Genomic DNA, 15,682 nt, shown 5'->3' with positions numbered 1-15,682 from the left:
TCCGTTCCCCGCGGTCCCTCCGATCACCCTGTGACGTCCCCCACTAAGACCCGTGGGAGAGGCAACCGCTTACGTCGATCACCCGTCTATCAAGTAGCGAATGAGGCGATACGGGGGGAATATCCCATTGACCAGGGGAGACGTAACCGTGACGCAGCCTGATGTGAGTGTGATCATCGGTGCGTACGAAGCGATGCCGTATCTGATCGAGTGCCTCGCGTCCGTCGAGGCGCAGACCATCGATCCGACACGCGTCGAGGTCATCGCGGTGGACGACGGTTCGACGGACGGGACGGGGGAGTACCTGGAGGAGTTCGCCGAGCGGGCTCCCATGCACGTGCTGGTGATCCGTCAGGAGAACTCCGGCGGCCCCAGCGGCCCGCGCAACGTGGGCCTGGGGAAGGCCACCGGGCGCTACGTGTTCTTCCTCGACGCCGACGACCGGCTGGGCCCCGAGGCCCTGGAGCGCATGGTCGCCATGGCCGACCGCGCCGGCACGGACGTGGTGCTGGGCAAGGTCGAGGGCGTCAACCGCTCCGCGCCGAAGTCCATGTGGGGCAGGACGGTGGAGCGGACGGACGTCTTCTCCTCCAACATCAAGTTCACCCTCAGCGCCCAGAAGCTGTTCCGCCGCGCCCTGCTCGACCGGCACGGCATGCGCTTCGACGAGTCGCTGTTCACCGGCGAGGACGCGCTGTTCACCATGGAGGCGTACCTGCGGGCGGACGGCGTCTCCGTGGTCGCCGACCACACCTGCTACTACCTGGTCGGCCGCGACGACGGCAAGCACGTGACGAAGAGCGGCAGTTACACGCTGCGTTTCGACTCCGCGCGGGCTCTGATGGAGCTCATCGCCGAACTCGTCCCCGCGGGCGGCCGGCGCGACCAGCTGATGGTCCGGCCCTTCCTCGTCACGCTGCTGCCGCAGTTCGGGCCCAAGTACCTGACGGACAGCGAGGAGGTCCGGCGGAACAAGTTCGCGCTCGCCAAGCCGCTCATGGACGCCTACTGGACCCAGGGCGTCGCCCAGCGGCTCAAGGTCCACGAGCGACTGCGACTGCACCTGGTCGCCGAGCAGCGTCCCGAACTGCTCCCGGACGTCGTGCAGTTCGTGAAGGCCAAGAAGCAGGCGGCGGCCCTCCTGGAGAGGAAGGGCCGCCGTGTGTACCTGGCCTACCCGCACTTCCGGGACCGCGCCGCCGGTGTCCCCGACTCGGTCTACCTCGCCGAGCCCCGGGAGGCCCGTGCCTTCCCGGGGTACCGCGAGGGCGGTGTCGACACGTTCATGCGGCGCGCCGTGCGCAAGGCCCGGCGCGTGCTGACGTCCCGGGAGATACGCCACGCGGCGTGACCGGCGCGGGAGCGCCCGGCGCCGCTCAGCGCCGGGCGGTCGGGACCTCGGCCCCGGTGCGCTGACCGGGCACCGCGGCCAGCCGCTCCGCCACCCGTGCCCGGTGGTCCCGGGCCTCCCCGCACAGCGCCCGGACGGCCGCGTTGAACCGCTCCTGCGACGACGGCTCGGCCGGGCCCAGCAGGCGCAGCTTCAACTCGGCACGCGCCTCGGCCAGCTCGTCGCGCTCCGGGTGCCGGACGGTCTCCAGCAGCTCCGGCACCCCGGCGGCATCAGGCGTCAGCACGGTCGCCGCCACCACCGTCGGGAACGCCGCACGGAAGGCCTCCTCGGGCAGCCCGCTGGTGTTGGCCACCGCGTACGGCTTCTCACTCGCCAGGAAGTCGCTGATGACGCTCGACACGTCGCTGATCAGCAGGTCGGCCACGTTGAAGCAGGAGTACAGCGTGGGCCGGGCGTCCGTGATGATCTGGTGTTCACCCGCCGGCAGCGAGGCCCAGTACGCCTCGTCCCACGCGGCCGCCGCCCGCGCCACCGCCGCCGCGCGGCCCGGCTCCGGCGCCGACTGCACCAGCATCCGCTCCACGGTGTCGGCCCCGGACCGGAAGACCGAAGTGGTGAGCCGGTCCAGTTCGGCGGTGCGGCGGGCGAGCTCCGTGCCGTCCGAGGGGCGCGCGTCCGCCCGGTCCCGGTTGGCGGCCCTGATCAGCTCCCGGATCCGCAGGTCGGCCGCTCCCGCGCGCGGATCCACCGACCCCGTCAGCGGGTGCGGCTTGTACAGCAGCCGCACGCCCGGGTCCGCGAGCAGCGCCCGCACCAGGTTCTCCCCGGCCTCGATCACCGACGTGTTGCCGGGGTTGCCGTCCCAGCCCTCCCAGGTCGGCGCGTACAGCACGGTCGTCCAGGGCCCGGCCGGCGGCCCCGCGTAGGGCAGCACACCGTCCAGCTGCGGGCGGCCCGTCTCCACCACGTCCTTGTCGTCGACCCCGACCTCGGCCAGCGCGTACCGCTCGCGCGCGGCGGGCCCGGCGACCCACACCTCGTCGTACGCCTTCGCGTACGGGTTGCACGAGGACAGCTTGTCGCTCTCGCCGTGGTTGACGAAGGTGTGCTTGATCGTGGGGATGCGCAGCACCTGGGAGGTCTTGCCGGAGTTCGACGGGTGGATGAGGACCTGGAGCGTGGAGTGCTCCAGGCGCATCAGCGTCGACACCTTCGGCAGGCACAGGATCGGGATGTCCGTCGCCGCGATCTTCTGCACCATGAACCGCTCGCGCAGGATGATGACGGGCCTGCCCTCGAGACCGGCCAGCGGTGCCAGCCACATGTTCGCCTGGTAGGCCGAGGAGGCGCCGCCCGAGAAGTACAGGCCCGCGGTCGGCCGGTACTCGGCCAGCCACGCGTCGAGCCACTCGAGGACCTCCTGCTCGTCCGCGGGGCGGCGGCCGGGCAGCAGCCGGAGCAGCAGGACACCGAGGCCGGTCAGCCCGAGGGCGAGGGAGAGCGCGATGCCCGCCGCCGCGAACACCGGCCGGTCGACCGTCGCGCTGGCGAGCAGTCCGGCCGTCGCCGGCAGGCCGAACACCAGCAGCCGGTGGCCGGGGCGGCGCAGCAGACCCCACGGGGCCGGGGACAGCCGCAGCGCGGAGGCGTCGATGTTGCGGGTGACCACGGGCAGGGTGCGGGTGCGGCGCACCAGCACGGAGACCGCCTGGATCGCGCTGTGCAGCACGTAGCACAGCAGCAGCCCGGCCACCAACGGCGCGTACACCGTCTCCCGGTCCTGCTCGCCCAGCCGCAGCAGGGCCACGACCAGCAGCAGATCCCGTACGACGTGCCGCACGGTGATGTCCGCGTGTGACTTGGCGAACAGCGACAGCACCCCGCGCTGCCACTTGTACAGGACGCCTTCGGTGGCCAGCGAGACGGTCGTCGCGGCGATCAGCAGCGGGACGTCGGGCAGCAGCGCCGCGACCGCCTGCGCGGCGAACGCGGCGGCCAGGACGACGGTGACCAGCCCCTTGAGGAGGGCCTGGGGGCGGGGGAGAGGTACGGGCACTGCGGTCACTCCAGGAGCGTCGGGTCGGCGCAGGTCGGCCGTCCGGGTTAACGCGTGGCGGCCTCCCGACGACACGCGCGTGTCGCCGGGGTGTGGGGGCGGGGGCCGTAAGGCGTGTCGTCGGACGGTAGCGGATGATCCTGTTCCTGTCGTGGGGTGGGCCCGGAAGGGGCAGAAGGTCGGTTTCCAGCCGTGGCTCTGGCCGAACCGAGAGGACGGATGATCCCTTTCCGGCCGGGGGCCCGCGGGGCATGGAGGGGGCGGCTTCCGGCCGGGGGCGGGGCGGGGTGGGTGGAGGGGGGCGGGTTCGCGCTCCCGTGACGCGGGTGGGGTGGTGCCGGCCGAGGGGGTGGCGGCTGCGCTCGCGTATCGCGGGCGGGGCCGGGCCGGCGGAAGGGGGTGGCGGCTGTGCTCCCGTGACGCGGGCCGGGTCGGCGGAGGAGGGCAGGGTTCGCGCTCCCGTGACGCGGACGGCACCGTCCGTAGCGTGGACCGGCGCCGCGCCCCGCCCGGGCGTCCCGTAGATTTCCTGGTGAGCGACCGAATCGACGCGAGGGGACGGACGGCGACGTGGCAGGGGCAAGGCAGGCCGTGGGCGAGGCCCGCAGGATCGTCGTCAAGGTCGGGTCCTCCTCGCTGACCACCGCCTCGGGCGGCCTGGACGCGGACCGGGTGGACGCGCTGGTCGACGTCCTCGCCAAGGTCCGCAGCGGCGGAGAACGCGAGATCGTCCTGGTCTCCTCGGGTGCCATCGCCGCCGGGCTCGCCCCGCTCGGCCTGCGCCGCCGCCCCAAGGACCTCGCCCGGCAGCAGGCCGCCGCCAGCGTCGGCCAGGGCCTGCTGGTCGCCCGCTACACCGCCTCCTTCGCCCGCTACGGCGTCCGCGTCGGGCAGGTTCTGCTGACCTCCGACGACATGAGCCGCCGCTCGCACCACCGCAACGCCTCGCGCACCCTCGACAAGCTGCTCGCGATGGGCGCCTTCCCGATCGTCAACGAGAACGACACCGTCGCCACGGACGAGATCCGCTTCGGCGACAACGACCGCCTCGCCGCCCTGGTCGCCCACCTCGTCCACGCCGACCTGCTCGTCCTGCTGTCCGACGTGGACGGCGTCTACGACGGGGACCCCGCCAGGCCCGGCACCTCCCGCATCGGCGAGGTGCGCGAGCCGTCCGACCTCGCCCACGTCGAGATCGGCAGCGCGGGCAAGGCCGGCGTCGGCACCGGCGGCATGGTCACCAAGGTCGAGGCCGCCCGGATCGCGGCCGCCGCCGGCGTCCCCGTCGTCCTCACCAGCGCCGTCCACGCCGCCGACGCCCTGACCGGCCAGGACACCGGCACCTTCTTCCACCCCACCGGCAAGCGCTCCGCCGACCGGCTGCTGTGGCTCCAGCACGCCTCCACCCCCCAGGGCGCGCTGACCCTGGACGACGGCGCCGTGCGGGCCGTCGTCGACCGCCGCAAGTCGCTGCTGCCGGCCGGCATCGCCGCGGTCGAGGGCGAGTTCAGCGCCGGCGACCCCGTCGAGCTGCGGGACGGCGCGGGCCACGCGGTGGCGCGCGGACTGGTCAACTTCGACGCCAAGGAGATCCCCCGGCTGATCGGCCGCTCCACCCGGGAACTGGCCCGCGACCTCGGACCCGCGTACGAACGCGAGGTCGTACACAGGGACGACCTGGTGCTCCTGCACCCTTAATGTGTCGAAAGGTCCGCCCCCGGTGGTGGACGTTCCGCAAAAGCGCCACGCGATCCCTTGCGGCCTGCTCAACTTTGTCTCGGGGAACTGTTCCGCAGCACCACTGTGCAAAGGAGGCCGTCGTGAGACGAGTGCGCCCTGGGGCTCAGGCGTCCCGCGGTGGTGCCGGCTCCCGCGCGGCCGGTGAGGAGCGCGCCCTGACCAGCGTGGCGGCCGGGGACCGGTTCGAGGGCGAGGAACCCGTGGACACCCCGCGCCTGTGGCACGTCACCCTCAGTGTCTCCGGCAAGGAGGCCCCGCTCCCCGAGGTCCGGCGCGCCCTGGAACAGCTCGCCCACGACCACCCCTTCTTCCTGACCAGCCGCTACGCCGTCGACCACGCCGAGATCCGCTACTGGGAGGAGGCCCGCGACCTGCACGACGCGGCCGCCGTCGCCCTGCGCCTGTGGGGCGAGCACCGGCAGACCGCGGGACTGCCGCCCTGGGAGATCGTCGGCCTGGAGGTCATCGACCGCGCGACCTATCACCAGCGCATCGCCGAGGGGTACGGTCCGCCCCCGGCGTCGCCGGTCGGCGTTCATCCGTTTTGACCCGTTCCGCGAAGTGTCTCGCGCTGTGGAACGAACGATGAACCGAGCCGCCCGGCGCACTACCCTTCCCTCATGACCACGCTCTCTCCGTACGACTCCATGTCCCCGGTCACCGAGGCCGCCTACCGTGCCAAGGCCGCCGCCGCGGTCCTCGCGCCGCTGCCCCGGGCCGAGAAGGACGACGCGCTGCTCGCCATCGCGGACGCCCTGGAGGTCCGTGCGAGCGAGATCGTCGAGGCCAACGCCAAGGACGTCGCCAAGGCCCGCGAGGCCGGCACCAGCGAGGGCATGATCGACCGGCTCACCCTCACCCCCGAGCGGATCCGCTCCATCGCCTCCGACGTGCGCGACGTGGCCGCGCTGCCCGACCCGGTCGGCGAGGTCGTGCGCGGCTCCACGCTGCCCAACGGCATCGACCTGCGCCAGGTCCGCGTGCCGCTCGGCGTCGTCGGGATCATCTACGAGGGCCGGCCGAACGTCACCGTGGACGCCGCCGCCCTCTGCCTGAAGTCCGGCAACGCCGTCCTGCTGCGCGGCTCCTCCTCGGCGTACCAGTCGAACACCGCCCTCGTGCGGGTCCTGCGCGACGCCGTCGGCGGGGCGGGGCTGCCCGCCGACGCCGTCCAGCTCGTCCCCGGGGAGAGCCGGGACAGCGTGCGCGAGCTGATGCGCGCCCGCGGCCTGGTCGACGTGCTCATCCCGCGCGGCGGCGCCTCCCTGATCAACGCGGTCGTCCAGGAGTCCGTCGTCCCGGTCATCGAGACCGGCACCGGCAACTGCCACGTCTACGTCGACGCCCAGGCCGACCTCGACATGGCCGTCGAGATCCTGATCAACTCCAAGGCCCAGCGGGTCGGCGTCTGCAACGCCGCCGAGACGCTCCTGGTCCACCAGGACATCGCGGCGCAGTTCCTGCCGCGCGCCCTGGACGCCCTCGCGGAGGCCGGGGTCACCGTGCACGCCGACGAGCGCGTGCAGGCCTACGCCAAGGATTCCAAGGCCACCGTCGTCGAGGCGACGGCCGAGGACTGGGAGACCGAGTACCTGTCGTACGACATCGCGGCCGCCGTCGTGGACTCGCTGGACAAGGCCGTCGAGCACATCCGGCTGTGGACCTCCGGCCACACCGAGGCCATCGTGACGACCTCCCAGCAGGCCGCCCGCCGCTTCACCCAGTTGGTCGACTCCACCACCGTCGCCGTGAACGCCTCCACCCGTTTCACCGACGGCGGCCAGTTCGGCTTCGGCGCCGAGATCGGCATCTCCACGCAGAAGCTGCACTCCCGAGGCCCCATGGGCCTGCCGGAGCTGACCAGCACGAAGTACATCGTCACCGGCGACGGGCACGTACGGCGCTGAGGCGCGTACACGCGGAGCACGGGCATGCGCAGGGGCGCATCCCCGTGCACGGTCACCCGAATGGCGCAGACGCGCACGAGAGGAGTGACCGGCGGGGCGTGCGCCGTCCGGCGCCCCGTGGAAGCCGTCTCGACCGGTGGATGAATTTCCATACCGTCTGCCCAAATTGACCCCCCAGGTCTACTCTGGATCCGTGCCGGAGGACGTGGGGGGCACGCCGTTTCCGGACGGCCGCGAGCCCGACGACGACCACGACCGCGGGGTGTCGGACGAAGAGTTCGCCTCCGTGGTCTTCGACGAGGCCTTCGTACGCGCGGCCGTGGTGCACGAGCCGACCGCCGTGGAGCGCCTCCTGGCCGCGGCGCAGGCGAGAGCCGAGGCCTCCGAGGCCGAGGCACGCCGCACCCACCCCAGGGGCGAGCGCTACGACGACGGGTACGGCCCGGACCGGCGCGGCGTCCACGGTCCCGATCCCGGCCTCGACGCCTTCGACGACCCCGACGTCCTCGAAGACCACTACGACGGCACCGGGCCCTACTCCAGACAGGTCCGCTGGCACCGCCCCGTCGCCTGGCTGCTCGCCCTCGTGATGGGCGTCGGCATGGTCGCCCTGGCCTTCACGGCGGTCTACCGGGGTGCCTCCGACAACCGCGAGGAGCCCGCGCCGCCGCCCGCCTCGACGGGACTGGAACAGGGCAGTGGAGCCGCCCCCTCGACGTCCGCCGAGTACTCCCCGCCGGCCGTCTCGGTGATCCCCCACGGCCCCTGACCGGAACCCGCCCATCTTGGTGAGAACCTGTCAGAACTTGTGGAGCAGCCGGGCGTTTACCCGAGCTTCCGGCGACCTACCCTGAAGATATGGGCGGGCCTGGAAACCCACCTGAGGGGACTCCAGAGGGCGCCCCCGGAGGTGGAGAGGACGAGTACCGATCCGTCGTCTTCGACGAGTCGTTCGTCCGTGCTGCCCGCCTCCAGGAGTTCTCCGCGCAGGAGCGCATCGCGGACCACGCTCCCGCGGTGCGACGCAGGCCCCCGCTGCGCCGGGGCCTGTCCCGGCAGGCCCTGGTCCTCGTCCTGCTGATCGCCGTCGCCTTCGGCACCGCGATCTACATGGGCGTACGGCACCCCTACCAGACCCCCGCCGCCCAGGAACCCGTCGAGCCCCTGCGGATGACCGTCATCCCTCTCGCCCCCGAGGGCAAGGTGCCCGGCACGGCCGACCCGGCGTATCTGTACGCGCACAGCTCCGCCGCGCAGTTCCGCACCGGCGCGGAAGGGGTGCCGTTGCCGGCCTCGCGGCGCACCGCGCACTTCTCGGACAGCCAGGTCGTGACCGCCCTGACCACCGCCAAGGACTACGTCGTCCGTTCGGCCATGGACCCCGAGGTGCTCACCGGCGGTGAGGTCCGCGCCGTCCGTGTGCTGCTCGACCCCGACCAGCTGGACCAGTTCGACCAGAGCTTCGCCCGCCCCACCGCCGACGGACGCCACGCGCCGACCGGCTGGCTGGTCCGCTTCGACCCGTCCCGCGCCCAGCTCGCCGACCGGAAGGTCCGGGTCCAGGGCACGCTGCAGGCCGCCGAGACCGACGCCTCCACGCTGGAGGTCACCGCCGATCACACGTTCGTGTACGCGCTGCGGGCGGCCGGGGCGGGAGCCGAGGACAAGGTGTCCCTGTTCACCCTCCGGCGTGAGCTGCACTTCCGCTTCGACCGCGACGACCTGCGGCTGCACCAGGCGCAGCTCCTGGTCTCCTACGTGCAGGCCGGCCCGCTGTCCTGCGCCGAGGACTCCACGAACCACCTCCGGCCCCTCCTGGCCGGCCAGACGGCCAGGGAGGGCGGCCCCGCCGGCACCGACCCTTACGCCACGGGCGGCGCGACGGCCCTGTGCGGCACTCTGGCGACGAGCGCACAGCCGAAGGTGTGAGGGAACCGCACCGCGCCGAAGAAGCCTCTTGCCCGGGGCCGGAGGCCCTACCGGCCGGGGAACGCTCCGTCCGGGCGGGGGGACGCGCTCCGTCCGGGCCGGGAGGGTGCCGTAGGCCCGGGGCGGGGTCCTGTGGCGTCTAGCGCCCCTCTCGGGGCGGCTGGTCGTCTCCCGAGGAGTCCGACGGGCCCGACGCGTCCGTCCCGGGCCCCTGGGACGGCTTCGGGGGTGTGGCCGTGAAGCCGCCGAAGCCGCGGCGGACCCGCTCGCCCAGGTCGCCGGCGCCGCCCGCGAGATCCGTGACCAGCTTCATCAGCGGGTCCTTGGAGTTCTTCACATGGGACGAGTAGTGGCTCGCCGAATCCCGCCAGGAGTCCCGGACCGAGGTGTCCTTGTCCTCGTCGCGCCGCGCGTAGTGACCGTCCATGATCCGCTGGTAGTCCCGCGACTCCGCCCACTTCTTCAGCTCGGCCGCCCGCACGGTCGTGAAGGGATGAGTGCGGGGCAGCACGTTCAGGATCTTCAGCACGGAGTCGCGCAGGTCGCCCCCGGCCTCGTACTCCTCGGCCTGGGCCAGGAAGGCGTCCACGTTCATCTCGTGCAGGTGGTTGCCGCCGGCGATCTTCATCAGACCCCGCATCGAGGCCCGCAGGTCCTGCCCGACCAGCAGCCCCGCACGGTCCGCCGACAGCTCCGACTTGCGGAACCACTCCCGCAGCCCGGTCACGATCGCCATGATCGCGAGATTGCCCAGCGGGATCCAGGCCACCCGGACGGCGAGGCTCGTCAGGAACAGCAGGATCGTCCGGTAGACGGAGTGCCCGGACAGCGCGTGCCCCACCTCGTGCCCGACGACCGCGCGCATCTCCTCCTCGTCGAGCAGCTCGACGAGTCCCGTCGTGACGACGATGATCGGCTCGTCCAGGCCGATGCACATCGCGTTCGGCTGCGGGTCCTGCGCCACGTACATCGGCGGGACCTTCTCCAGGTCCAGGATGTAGCAGGCGTCCCGGAGCATCACGTTCAGGTGGGCGAACTGCTGGTCCGAGACGCGCACCGAGTCGGACAGGAACAGCAGCCGCAGACTGCGCTCGGGCAGCAGACCGCTGAGCGCCTTGAACACCGTGTCGAACCCGCTCAGCTTGCGCAGCGCCACCAGGGCGGAACGGTCGGCCGGGTGCTCGTACGTCCGCGAGGAGATCCCGGGGAAGCGCCTGCGCTGCCTGCTCGGCACCCGCTCGTGCCCCTGCTGCTCGTGGCCGTCGGACATGTCTTCCCCCATGCGTCTGGTATGACCTTTGCGGCCCTTTGTGCGGCCCTTTGCTTCCCCGAGGCGGAGCCCAGCCTAGGCGGAGTTACGGTGGTCGGGCAGTACAGCGAAGGAGACCACCGCCATGGAGCACCATCCCGTATCCGCCTGGCTCGCCGGGGCCGCGGACGCCGCCGGAGGACAGGGGCCGGGGATGCTGCGGATCGTGCTGATCGTGATGATTCTGGGCTGTGCGCTGACCGCGTGGTTCCTGCTGCGTGGCTACAGACGGAAGGACGACTGAGCCCGCACGAAGGTTCCCCGCGCCGGGCCTCGGACCGGGCCCGGCGCGGCACGTGGGAGCGCCGCGGCACGAACAGGCGGAGTCGGGGTGATCGCGCGAGGGGCGCCCGCTTACGATGAGCCGACGTCTTTAACCCGCCCACACGCGATAGGTCCTGCCGAAGATGAGCTTCCACAGCACCGCTGCCCAGTTGGTCACCCTCGCCGCCGAGGGCGAGGAGCACGGCGGAAACCACGAGAGCCTCAGCCCCTACCTCACCGGCGGCGGCGCGCTCTTCATCCTGCTGCTCCTGCTGTGGATCACCACCCGCTTCAACCGCGACCGCTGACCCGCGGGGCGTCCCGCCGAGGACGCCCGGGGGCCACGGGGGCGGCCGGAGCCCTCAGGCAGGGCCGGTAGGGTCTGCACGCATGGGAGAGCAGGACATGCCTACCGGTCCGGCGGACGAGACGCCGCACGACCCGGCACAGGAGACGGCGAGCGGCACCGAGCGACACTCGGGGCCCCGCCGTGCCTCCGCGGTGGCGCCCCGGGCCGACGGCCCCGGAAGGACCCTTTCGCGTCCGGGCAAGCGCCGGCTGGGCGTCATGGGCGGCACCTTCGACCCGATCCACCACGGTCACCTGGTGGCGGCCAGCGAGGTCGCCGCGGCGTTCCACCTCGACGAGGTGGTCTTCGTGCCGACCGGCCAGCCCTGGCAGAAGACCCACCGCAGCGTCTCCCCGGCCGAGGACCGTTATCTGATGACGGTCATCGCGACCGCCGAGAACCCGCAGTTCTCCGTGAGCCGCATCGACATCGACCGCGGCGGCCCCACCTACACCGTGGACACGCTGCGCGACCTGCGCGCGCTGAACCCCGACACGGACCTGTTCTTCATCACCGGCGCCGACGCGCTCGCCCAGATCCTCACCTGGCGGGACAGCGAGGAACTGTTCTCCCTGGCGCACTTCATCGGAGCCACCCGGCCGGGCCACCACCTGGACGACGCCGGTCTCCCGGAGGGCGGTGTCTCCCTGGTGGAGGTCCCCGCGCTGGCCATCTCCTCCACCGACTGCCGCGCGAGAGTCGCCAAGGGCGACCCCATCTGGTACCTGGTGCCGGACGGCGTCGTGCGCTATATCGACAAGCGCGAGCTGTACCGCGGCGAGTGAGCCGAGAGGGGCACCGGTGAACGACCGATACGACGCGGGATCCGCGGGATACGGCGCCGACCAGTACGAGCTCGTCGGCTACGACGAGTACGGCCAGCCCGTCTACCGGCAGGTCCAGGCGCAGCAGACCCAGCAGCAGGGCTACGACCCGTACGCCCAGCAGCACCAGCAGGGCTACGGCTACGACCCGTACGCCCAGCAGCAGGGGCAGCAGGGGCAGCAGGGGCAGCAGGGCCGGCAGCCGGCGCCCGGGTACGCCTACGGCGCGGACGGCCGGCAACCCGCCTTCGACTACGGCTCCTACGACCCGTACGGCACCGTCCCCCAGCAGGGCGGCCCCGCACAGGGCGCCCCGCACGACCCCTACGGCCAGGCCACCGCCGCCGGTGGCGGCCACCGGGGCGCCGAGCAGACCGCTCAGCAGACCGCCCAGCACCCTGCCCAGCACACCGCCCACATCCCGCAGCAGGCCGGCCCTGACCACGACCAGGAGACACCGGACGGGTCGCAACGGGATTACCACACCGAGCAGTTCGCCTTCGTCGAGGAACCGGACGCCCACTCCGAGGACGTCATCGACTGGCTCAAGTTCACCGAGAACCGCACCGAACGCCGCGAGGAGGCCCGGCGCCGCGCCCGCGGCCGGATCGTCGCCCTGACGGTCGTCCTCGCGCTCGTCGCGGCCGGCGGCGTCGGCTGGCTCTGGTACGCGGGCAAGCTGCCCGGCCTGTCGTCCGAGGACTCCAAGACGGGCTCGGCGACGGCCGCGGGCGCCCAGAAGCGCGACGTGATCGTCGTCCACCTGCACGACACCAAGGGCGGCGGCACCTCCACGGCCCTGCTCGTCGACAACACCACCACCCAGCGCGGCAGCACCGTCCTGCTGCCCAACTCCCTCGCCCTGACCAGCGAGGACGGCACCACCACGACGCTCGCCAAGTCGGTCGAGGACGACGGCTCCGACGGCACCCGCGACGCGCTCGACACGGTCCTCGGCACCGACATCGAGGGCACGTGGCGCCTGGACACGCCCTACCTGCAGAACCTCGTCGACCTCGTCGGCAACATCGACGTCGACACCGACGCCGACGTCCCCGACCCGGCCGCCAAGAAGAAGGGCGAGGCCCCCCTGGTCCACAAGGGCGAGGACCAGACCCTCAGCGGCAAGATGGCCGTCGCCTACGCCACCCACCGCGCCCCCGGCGAGGCACAGAACGCCCAGCTGGAGCGCTTCGGGCAGGTCATGCAGGGCGTCCTGCGCAAGATGTCCTCCGACCCGCAGGCCGCGACCACCACCATCCAGACCCTCGCCCAGATCCTCGACCCGTCCCTCACCGACAAGGACCTCGGCACCTTCCTCGCCGGGCTCTCCGACCTCGCCAAGGGCGGCGACGTCAAGACCGACCTGCTGCCCGTCCGCAACGACGGCACGCTCAGCACCCAGGCGAGCGCGGCCATCGTCAAGGACGTCCTCGGCGGCACGGCCAAGAGCCCCGACAAGGACGCCGCCGTCAGCGTCTCCGTCCAGAACGCGACCGGCGTCGAGGACAACACCGAGAAGGCCCGCGTCGTGCTCCTCAACGGCGGCTTCACCTTCCTGGAGAGCGGCGCCGGCACCGCCCGGGCCACCTCCCGGGTCGTGTACGCCGACGCCGCCGACAAGGCGAACGCCGCCGAGGTCGCCAAGACCCTGGGCCTGCCGGCCGGCTCCGTCACCAAGGGCCGGACCTCCGGCGGCGCCGACGTCTCCGTGGTCCTCGGCCAGGACTACAAGCCGTCCGCCGGATAGACGGCACGAGCGTGCTCCCCACGTGATCCGCGCCATCGCGTGGGGGGCCCGGGGCGGTCCGTGAGACCCTTGGTGTCAAGTGACCGCCGACCGAAAGCCGTGCAGTGACCGTGACCGACCGCTCTCACGAGCTGATCAACACCGCCGCCCAGGCGGCCGCAGACAAGCTGGCCCACGACATCGTCGCCTACGACGTCAGTGACGTGCTGTCCATCACGGACGCCTTCCTGCTGGCCTCCGCACCCAACGACCGCCAGGTCAAGGCGATCGTCGACGCGATCGAGGAGAGCCTCGCGAAGGAACTCGGCGCGAAGCCGGTGCGCCGCGAGGGCGACCGCGAGGCCCGCTGGGTGCTGCTCGACTACGTCGACATCGTCGTCCACGTCCAGCACAGCGAGGAGCGCGTCTTCTACGCCCTGGAGCGGCTGTGGAAGGACTGCCCCGAGCTCGACCTGCCCGAGGAGGCCAAGGCCACCCGCGGCAAGGCCGAGGAGCACGCCAAGCTGCGCGCCGCCGAGGAGGAGGCGGAACTGGACGGTGACTGGCGGTGACCTCCTCGCGTGAGGCGTCCACCGGGAAGGGCCGGGGCCGCCGGATCATCCTCTGGCGGCACGGCCAGACCTCGTGGAACGTGGAGCGCCGCTTCCAGGGCAGTACGGACGTCGAGCTGACCGAGACCGGCGTCGCCCAGGCCCGCCGCGCCGCCCGGCTGCTCGCTTCCCTGAAGCCGGACGCCATCGTCGCCTCCGACCTGCGGCGCGCCGCGGCCACGGCCGCCGAGCTCGCCACGCTCACCGGCCTCGACGTCTGCCACGACGAGGGGCTGCGGGAGACCTACGCGGGCGTCTGGCAGGGCCTGACACACGAGGAGATCATCGCCCGGTACGGCGAGGAGTACGCCGCGTGGAAGCGCGGCGAGCCGGTGCGCCGCGGTGGCGGCGAGCTGGAGACCGAGGTCGCCGACCGCGCGGCCCCCGTGGTCCTCCGGCACGCCGAGAAGCTCCCCGAGGACGGCACGCTCGTGGTGGTCAGCCACGGCGGCACGATCCGCACCACGATCGGACGCCTGCTGGGGCTCGACCCCCACCACTGGGAGAGCCTCGGCGGACTCTCCAACTGCTGCTGGTCCGTGCTGGGCGAGGGCGCCCGGGGCTGGCGCCTGCTGGAGCACAACGCCGGCACCCTGCCCGAACCGGTGCTCGGCGACGACGACTGACCCCGGATTTCACTTTCCGGCAGGTCGCAGGCTAAAGTTCTTCTTGTTCGCCCCGGCAGCGGGGCAGGACAGAGGGGCTATAGCTCAGTTGGTAGAGCGCCTGCATGGCATGCAGGAGGTCAGGAGTTCAATTCTCCTTAGCTCCACGTCAAGATCCCGTTCCCGGTGTGGGGGCGGGATTTTTCGTGCTCCGGCTTGAGTCACTCGGGCACGCTGAGGCGTATACCTCTACGGCCCCGCCGGGTGGTGTGTCCGGACTGGTACTGAGGCGTCGCTGACCGTATTGGTCCGGCCGTGGCAGAATCAAACGGCCGGAAGGGGGCGCGGCCCGACGGGAGGAGTAGTGATGCCTGCGAGCATCATCGAGGAGGTCGACCACCTCCTCGAAGCAGCGTTCACACGGGACATGTCCACCCGACTCAGCTGCCCTTCCTGCGGTTCCGCGCACGTGGCCCAGATGCTCGGCGACAACGGCGGGATCTCCTACGTGTGCACGGCCTGCGGCCACAGCTGGAGCTGATCGATGGGTGCACACAGGCGGAAGTGCGACTGGTGCGGCAGCGGGACTCCGATCGTCCGCGACATGGAACCGATCAATCCCGACTACCAGTACTGGTGCGAGGAATGCGCGCGGGCGCTGATCATAAAAGGGGACCCGATCGAGACGTACCGCGAGTTGGAGGGCGAGCCGATCTACGGTCGGCTTCTGGAGGAGCACTGCACGCTCAAGCGGTTCTATTCGTTCGTGACGGCCTGACGCTCGAAGCCCCGAGGCGGCAAAACGGTCATATCGGGCAAGGGGAAACCGATTTGGTGTTGGGCCCCCAGGACCAGTAATGTTGGCGTCGCCGCCGGGGAAACCGGGCGGAACACCGCAAGGGGCTATAGCTCAGTTGGTAGAGCGCCTGCATGGCATGCAGGAGGTCAGGAGTTCAATTCTCCTTAGCTCCACAGCAGATGAGAAGGCGGGCCATCCGATCGGAT

At 71.8% G+C, this 15,682-nt stretch carries 16 protein-coding genes and 2 tRNA genes; 16 read left to right on the top strand and 2 right to left on the bottom strand.

Annotation, left to right across the window (positions count from 1 at the left end):
* The first annotated feature begins 193 nt into the window (after positions 1 to 193).
* Positions 194 to 1,351, top strand: coding sequence for a glycosyltransferase family 2 protein (locus tag ACFV20_RS30765; protein ID WP_385662629.1), 1,158 nt, complete (start codon positions 194 to 196; stop codon positions 1,349 to 1,351).
* A gap of 25 nt (positions 1,352 to 1,376) precedes the next feature.
* On the opposite strand, the gene ACFV20_RS30760 is transcribed toward ACFV20_RS30765, so the two are convergent.
* Positions 1,377 to 3,410, bottom strand: a complete 2,034-nt coding sequence (locus ACFV20_RS30760; protein WP_385662528.1) for a hypothetical protein — start codon at positions 3,408 to 3,410, stop codon at positions 1,377 to 1,379.
* Positions 3,411 to 4,001: 591 nt separating this feature from the next.
* Between ACFV20_RS30760 and proB the strand changes: the two genes are divergently transcribed.
* The 5 genes from proB to ACFV20_RS30735 all read left to right on the top strand — a co-directional run bounded on the left by proB (position 4,002) and on the right by ACFV20_RS30735 (position 8,986).
* Positions 4,002 to 5,108 carry a glutamate 5-kinase gene (gene proB / locus ACFV20_RS30755; protein ID WP_385662626.1) on the top strand — a complete coding sequence of 369 codons (1,107 nt, stop codon included), beginning with the start codon at positions 4,002 to 4,004 and terminating at the stop codon, positions 5,106 to 5,108.
* Positions 5,109 to 5,239: 131 nt separating this feature from the next.
* Entirely contained in the window at positions 5,240 to 5,698 is a 459-nt protein-coding gene (locus ACFV20_RS30750; RefSeq protein WP_234845875.1) for a hypothetical protein, read from the top strand.
* 72 nt (positions 5,699 to 5,770) lie between these two features.
* Entirely contained in the window at positions 5,771 to 7,057 is a 1,287-nt protein-coding gene (locus tag ACFV20_RS30745) for a glutamate-5-semialdehyde dehydrogenase (RefSeq protein ID WP_385662525.1), read from the top strand.
* 166 nt (positions 7,058 to 7,223) lie between these two features.
* A complete protein-coding gene (locus ACFV20_RS30740; RefSeq protein ID WP_385662522.1) occupies positions 7,224 to 7,826 on the top strand; it encodes a hypothetical protein in 603 nt (200 codons plus the stop codon).
* 89 nt (positions 7,827 to 7,915) lie between these two features.
* The gene (locus tag ACFV20_RS30735) at positions 7,916 to 8,986 is read left to right on the top strand and encodes a hypothetical protein (protein WP_385662520.1); all 1,071 of its coding nucleotides are present in this window, start codon (positions 7,916 to 7,918) and stop codon (positions 8,984 to 8,986) included.
* Positions 8,987 to 9,125: 139 nt separating this feature from the next.
* Here ACFV20_RS30735 and ACFV20_RS30730 read toward each other — a convergent pair whose 3' ends face one another.
* A complete protein-coding gene (locus tag ACFV20_RS30730; RefSeq protein ID WP_385662623.1) occupies positions 9,126 to 10,256 on the bottom strand; it encodes a M48 family metallopeptidase in 1,131 nt (376 codons plus the stop codon).
* 124 nt (positions 10,257 to 10,380) lie between these two features.
* Between ACFV20_RS30730 and ACFV20_RS30725 the strand changes: the two genes are divergently transcribed.
* The 10 genes from ACFV20_RS30725 (at position 10,381) to ACFV20_RS30680 (ending at position 15,649) form a co-directional block, all read left to right on the top strand.
* Positions 10,381 to 10,539 (top strand): hypothetical protein, encoded by a 159-nt coding sequence (locus ACFV20_RS30725; protein WP_385662517.1) that lies wholly within the window; start codon positions 10,381 to 10,383, stop codon positions 10,537 to 10,539.
* A gap of 163 nt (positions 10,540 to 10,702) precedes the next feature.
* Entirely contained in the window at positions 10,703 to 10,867 is a 165-nt protein-coding gene (locus ACFV20_RS30720) for a hypothetical protein (RefSeq protein WP_003990192.1), read from the top strand.
* An 82-nt stretch (positions 10,868 to 10,949) separates the two neighbouring features.
* Complete coding sequence (gene nadD, locus ACFV20_RS30715; protein ID WP_385662515.1) at positions 10,950 to 11,693, top strand: nicotinate-nucleotide adenylyltransferase; 744 nt, start codon at positions 10,950 to 10,952, stop codon at positions 11,691 to 11,693.
* A gap of 16 nt (positions 11,694 to 11,709) precedes the next feature.
* Positions 11,710 to 13,482 (top strand): LCP family protein, encoded by a 1,773-nt coding sequence (locus ACFV20_RS30710; RefSeq protein ID WP_385662511.1) that lies wholly within the window; start codon positions 11,710 to 11,712, stop codon positions 13,480 to 13,482.
* Positions 13,483 to 13,586: 104 nt separating this feature from the next.
* Entirely contained in the window at positions 13,587 to 14,033 is a 447-nt protein-coding gene (gene rsfS / locus ACFV20_RS30705) for a ribosome silencing factor (protein WP_385662508.1), read from the top strand.
* On the top strand, positions 14,030 to 14,698 hold the full coding sequence (locus ACFV20_RS30700) for a histidine phosphatase family protein (protein WP_385662506.1): 669 nt from the start codon (positions 14,030 to 14,032) through the stop codon (positions 14,696 to 14,698). Before rsfS ends, ACFV20_RS30700 begins: the two co-directional genes overlap by 4 nt.
* Positions 14,699 to 14,771: 73 nt before the next feature.
* A tRNA-Ala gene (locus ACFV20_RS30695) sits at positions 14,772 to 14,844 on the top strand.
* Positions 14,845 to 15,044: 200 nt separating this feature from the next.
* Positions 15,045 to 15,218, top strand: coding sequence for a hypothetical protein (locus tag ACFV20_RS30690; protein WP_248500531.1), 174 nt, complete (start codon positions 15,045 to 15,047; stop codon positions 15,216 to 15,218).
* A gap of 3 nt (positions 15,219 to 15,221) precedes the next feature.
* A complete protein-coding gene (locus ACFV20_RS30685) occupies positions 15,222 to 15,455 on the top strand; it encodes a hypothetical protein (protein ID WP_006136074.1) in 234 nt (77 codons plus the stop codon).
* 121 nt (positions 15,456 to 15,576) lie between these two features.
* Positions 15,577 to 15,649, top strand: a tRNA-Ala gene (locus tag ACFV20_RS30680).
* Positions 15,650 to 15,682 lie beyond the last annotated feature (33 nt).

It is taken from the genome of Streptomyces sp. NPDC059696 (assembly GCF_042733745.1).
GTDB lineage: Bacteria > Actinomycetota > Actinomycetes > Streptomycetales > Streptomycetaceae > Streptomyces.
Note: the sequence above shows the minus strand (reverse complement) of the source record. Positions and strands in the feature narration are given on the sequence as shown.